The organism is Stenotrophomonas sp. HMWF023 (genome assembly GCF_003060985.1).
GTDB classification, from domain to species: domain Bacteria; phylum Pseudomonadota; class Gammaproteobacteria; order Xanthomonadales; family Xanthomonadaceae; genus Stenotrophomonas; species Stenotrophomonas lactitubi.
This window is the reverse complement of sequence record NZ_QAIJ01000352.1, coordinates 1-5,356: the sequence shown is the minus strand read 5'-3', so window position 1 is coordinate 5,356 and position 5,356 is coordinate 1. Positions and strand designations below refer to the sequence as shown.

Below are 5,356 nucleotides of genomic sequence, written 5' to 3'. Positions count from 1 at the left end.
GTGTGTCGGATACGCCTTGTTGACATCATCTTCATTTTTGATTCATAAATGAAACAATGCCCGCCCACCGTGTTCAAGCGTGTGGTTGTCTGCCGGAGTGGGCAACGTCCGATCTGAGCATCGGCAGTGGCGCGATGTGGGCGGGGCTCTCAAGGAAGGTCGATCCAGGGAGGATCTTCATGCAAGCACGGCTCAATCCTCATCCGCGCGCGGCATACGCCATAAAAGGCCTGCTTCTGACAGCACTGGCCTTCTGCGTGATGGCGCCGGTAACCGCTTCCGCCCAGATCGTGCCGACTTGGCGTCAGGAATATGACAAGCGCTTGAAGTATGGCGATCTTGTCGAGCCGCTGAAGGGCGAGATCTTTGGTGAGCAGGTGAACCTGTATGACGGTTCGATCAGCTTCAAGGCCACGGATATTTCGATTCCGGGCAATGGCGGGCTCGCGATTTCGCTCAGCCGCAGTTACGGGGACGTCAGCGGTAGTACAAACGACAAGGAGTATGGAAACTGGGATCTGGACATCCCATCACTTTCAGGCACATACGGAGACCAGCCCGAAACCGCGGTCGGCGGGCATTGGACACCAAGCGCACGCTGCTCGACAGTTTCCGCTCCCCCGTCGTTGGACGTCTGGAACTACAAACATACCCAGACCATCAGTTTTGCCCCCTACACCTATTGGGAGGGGGTAAGGCTTTCGTTGCCGGGAGGGGGTGGTGAAACCGTCCTTGCGGGCAGTGGGGACGCACGCCAGCCAACGCCGCAGGTTGGCATGCCAACTCCCTGGAACACGAAAGGGGGATGGTTCTTCTCCTGCCTCAGTTCGCTCAAGAGTGGTCAGCCGGGCCAAGGCTTCCTGGGGCACGCGCCAGACGGGACCAAATACTACTTTGACTGGATGGTGGCACGCGAGCACGAGTCTGCTGTTCTCCAGCCCTACGACACCATCACCCATGCCACCCTGAAGCGAAAAAAGGTCTTCCTCTATCCTTCGCAGGTCGTTGATCGTTTCGGCAACTGGGTCCGCTACGAGTGGAGTGGTGGGCGATTGGACCGAATCATCGCCAACGATGGGCGCAGCATCAATCTTTCCTATGATTCTCAAGGGCGCATCGCATCGGCGGCGGCAGCGGGTCGAACCTGGACATATGGTTATGCTCCGACCGGTGTATTGCAGTCGGTCACCTTGCCGGATGGGACGGCTTGGGGCTACAACCTGCCGCCGGTCTATGTGACGAAGAAGTACCAGGAGTACACCGGGCAGCCCGTGAGTGACTACATGGAAACCCCGGCCCTCTGCGCGAAGACGAACAAGATCGTGCAGACGGAAGTTACAGCCTCCATCACGCATCCATCCGGTGCGGTGGGAACCTTCGTCTTCCGGCCATTCCGGCATGGGCGCAAGAACGTGCCGTTCAATTGCCAGACATCAGGCGATGAGCAGTTGCTGGCTGATGGTTGGAATCTCACGCCCATCTATCGTGACGCGATGTCGCTGGTTGTCAAAACCACCAGTGGCCCCGGCATGCCTACGGCTCAATGGAGCTATCAGTATACAAATCTGGGGTGGGAGTACGACAGAAGGGTCCACGAGGCTGGGTGGCCGATGATCCCGGTGGGGCAGGCGGAACCAAAGATAACGATTGAAACCCTGCCGGATGGGGTCATCCGGACATACGAATTCGGTAAGGAAGTCGGCTACAACGACGGTCTACTGCTGTCCACGACCACCAGCTCTGGCGGCGTGGTGGTTCGCACGGAGCGCAACAACTACTACCCGGACGCGCAGCTTGCCAGCGCACCGTTCCCGCATGAGGCAGGACGGAATCTCAAGTACGGCGCCAGGGAGTTGGGTGAGCACCTGAATCGCCCAGTGCAGAGCACAGGCGTGAATCAGGATGGCGTGCAGTTCACCCGTACGGTGCAGAGCTTTGACGCCTTCGTCCGCGAAGTCACCGTCGTCGAAGCGAATTCCGCCGGACAGAGCCGTACCAGCACCACGACCTACTACGACAATCCGACGCTATGGTTGAATGGCCAGGCCGCGCGCAGTGTCCTCAATGGTATTGAGCAGTCGCGCACCGAGTTCGACACCACCACTGGGTTGCCGTTGCGCGCCTATGCATTCGGCCGCCTGGCGCAGCAGGTGACCTATGCGGCCGATGGCACCGTGGCGTCGGTAGCCGATGGCCGCGGCAACACGAGCCATCTGTCAGCATGGAAACGCGGCATTCCGCAGCAACTGCGGCTGCCAGCCACACCTGAAGCGCCCAACGGTGCGGTGCGCACTGTCGCCGTCGACGACAACGGTTGGATCACCTCGCTGACCGACGAGACCGGCGCAACCACCAGCTTCAGCTACGACAGCATGGGGCGCCTGCGCAGCCAGCAGTTCCCGAGCGGCGACAGCGTGAACTGGAATGGCGTGACCATGGACCTGCAGCGGCTGGGCGGTGCGCAGCTGGGGGTGCCTGCCGGCGCATGGAAACACTCACGCACGCAGGGCGGGCGGCGCACGGATACCTATCTGGACGCCATGTTCCGGCCGGTGCTGGTGACCGAGAACGCCAACAACGTGCTGGACAGTGCCGTGGTGACCCGCTACGACACCAGTGGCAAGACGGTGTTTGCGTCGTATCCGACGCGGCAGTTCTCCGATATCAATGCTGCACTGGCTGGTACCACGACGCAGTACGACGCGTTGGGGCGCCCGGTCGTGGTCAGTCAATCGTCCGAGCTCGGTGCATTGGCCGCGCGCACCGAGTACGTGGGCAACCTGTCGGTGAAGGTGACCAATCCCCGTGGCCAGTCGACCACAACACGGCACCTGGCCTATGACCAGCCGACCTACGAAATGCCCTTGGCATTGCAGCACCCGGAAGGCGTAGTGACCGAGATCCAGCGCGACGTGCTCGGCAAACCGCTGGCGATCACCCGTCGCAACGCCGACGGCAGCCAGGCGCTGACCCGCCGTTATGTCTATGACGGTTATCAGCAGCTGTGCAAGACCATCGAGCCGGAAACGGGGGCGACGGTGCAGGACTACGATGCTGCCGGCAATGTTCTGTGGTCGGCTGCCGGAACGGGTTTGACCAGCACCACCGACTGCAATCGCACCGAGGCGCTTGCCAGCGGGCGCGCGGTGAAGCGCAGCTATGACGCCGCCAACCGCCTGTCGACCCTGATCTTCCCGGACGGCCGTGGAAACCAGACCTGGTCCTACACGGCGGACGGACTGCCGGTCGAAATCAGCACGCAGAACGACCCGGCCCGGCCGATGGCCGTCAACCGTTACCAGTACAACCGGCGCCGCCTGCTCAGCGGCGAAACCCTGCAACATCCAGACTTCGGCAATCTGAGCCTGGCCTATGGCTACGATGCCAACGGCACGCTGGCCAGCAACACTTACCCGGGTGGGCGTGTGGTCAGCTATGCGCCAGATGCACTGGGTCGAGCGACCACCATCGGCGGCTATGCGAAGGAAGCCAGCTACTTCGCCAATGGCGCGCTGGCGCGTTTCGTGTATGGCAACGGGATCGTGCACACATTGACCCAGAATGCCCGCGGCCTGCCGGACCGCAGCCGCGACGCCACGGCCGCGGCTGCGGTCCTGGATGACAGCTACGACTACGACGCCGGTGGCAACGTGATGGCCATATCGGATGGCCTGCCCGGCGCGCCCGGCAATCGGGACATGACCTATGACGGATTGGACCGGCTGCGCGCGGTCACTGCGCCGGGCTTCGGCAATGCGCTGTATGAATATGATGCGCTGGACAACCTGCGTCGGGCCAAGGTCGGCAGCCGCGATCGTACGCATTACTTCGATCCGACCAACCGCTTGGTCAACGTGATCGAAACCGGCACCGGGGCAACCGTAACCGGCCTGGGCTATGACGTGCAGGGAAATCTCTCGGTGCGCAATGGTCAGGCCTTCACATTTGACTACGGCAACCGGCTGCGTGCGGCAGGTACGGCAGAGAGTTATGAGTACGACGCCCATGGGCGTCGAGTGAGAGCCAGCGCAAGCGGCACGGGCGCGATCTACTCGTTCTACGACAACGGCGGCGTGCTGCGTTTCCAGCGCAACGAGCGTACCGGCAAGCAGACAGACTACCTCTACCTGTCCGGCAGCCTGGTTGCCCAGGTGCACGGTGAGGCCGCACCCAGTGTTCCCGCGCTGAGTGCGCCGGGCTACATCACCCAGGGCAGCGTGAATCTGACCTGGAGCCTGGCTGGTGGCGCCAACCGCTACGAACTGCAGCGTGCCTTGGCGGGCACGTGGAGCAAGATCTTCGACGGCGCGGCGCAATCATTCACCAGCACGGGCCTGGTCACGGGTACCTATCAGTTCCGGGTGCGAGGCTGTCGCGCGGTGTGCGGCGGATGGAGCAACGTCGCGTCAGTGGCCGTGGCATTGGCGCCGTCCACGGTGCCGAGCTTGAACGTGCCGGCCACGGCCTTCAATGGTAGTTACAGCGTGGGTTGGTCGGCCGCTTCCGGGGCCGAGCGTTATGAGCTGGAGGAAAGCACCAATGGCGGCGCCTGGGGCCAGGTGCACAACGCGATCGGTCAGTCCAAGGCCTTCACTGGGAAGGCGGCGGGCAGCTATAGCTACCGGGTTCGAGCGTGTAATCCGGTGGGATGCACGGGATACAGCGCAACTGGTGCAGTGACGGTGGTCTATCCGCCTGCGAGTGCTCCGGGAGTATCAGCGCCGGCTCGTTCGGCGCCCGGCAGCATTGGCATCGGCTGGAACGGGATTGGCGGGGCTGACCGTTACACGTTGCAGGAAAGCACCAATGGCGGCGGTTGGGTGACGTTGGTGGACGCACACGTGGTGTCCTTTGCAACGCCCGCGCGGGGAGTGGGGAGCTACGCCTACCGCGTCGCGGCCTGCAACGGAGCAGGCTGTGGGCCATGGTCAGGGTCTGCAATGGTCGCCGTGATCGGCGCGCCGACGATCGAGCCGGTGATCAGCGCACCGGGGCTGGTGAATGTGCCGCAGTACAGCTTCAGCTGGTCTGTACCCGCCAACAGCGAGAGTTTCATCCTGGAGGAGAGCGCCAACGGTGGTGGTTGGACGGTGGTGCATAACGGCGGCGCGAACAGCTTTGGTGCGGACCGTGGCAAGGGCAGTTATGCCTATCGTGTGCGTGCCTGCAACTTCGCGGGGTGCAGCCCCTACTCGGGGATTGCGACGGTTGTCGTCGCACTTCCGCCGGGAACGCCCCATTTCTATCTGGCCGAATGGCTGACCACCCGCAAGGCGCCCTATCAGGTGCAGTGCTCGGTGGGTTGGAACCAAGTGGCCGATGCCACCGAGTTCCAGCTTGAGAGCGGCGGCGGCGG

At 62.7% G+C, this 5,356-nt stretch carries 1 protein-coding gene; it reads left to right on the top strand.

Annotation, left to right across the window (positions count from 1 at the left end):
* Positions 1 to 179: 179 nt before the first annotated feature.
* Positions 180 to 5,356 (top strand): RHS repeat domain-containing protein (locus tag DBR20_RS21270; protein WP_108268290.1); only part of this gene is annotated, 5,177 nt, incomplete at its 3' end.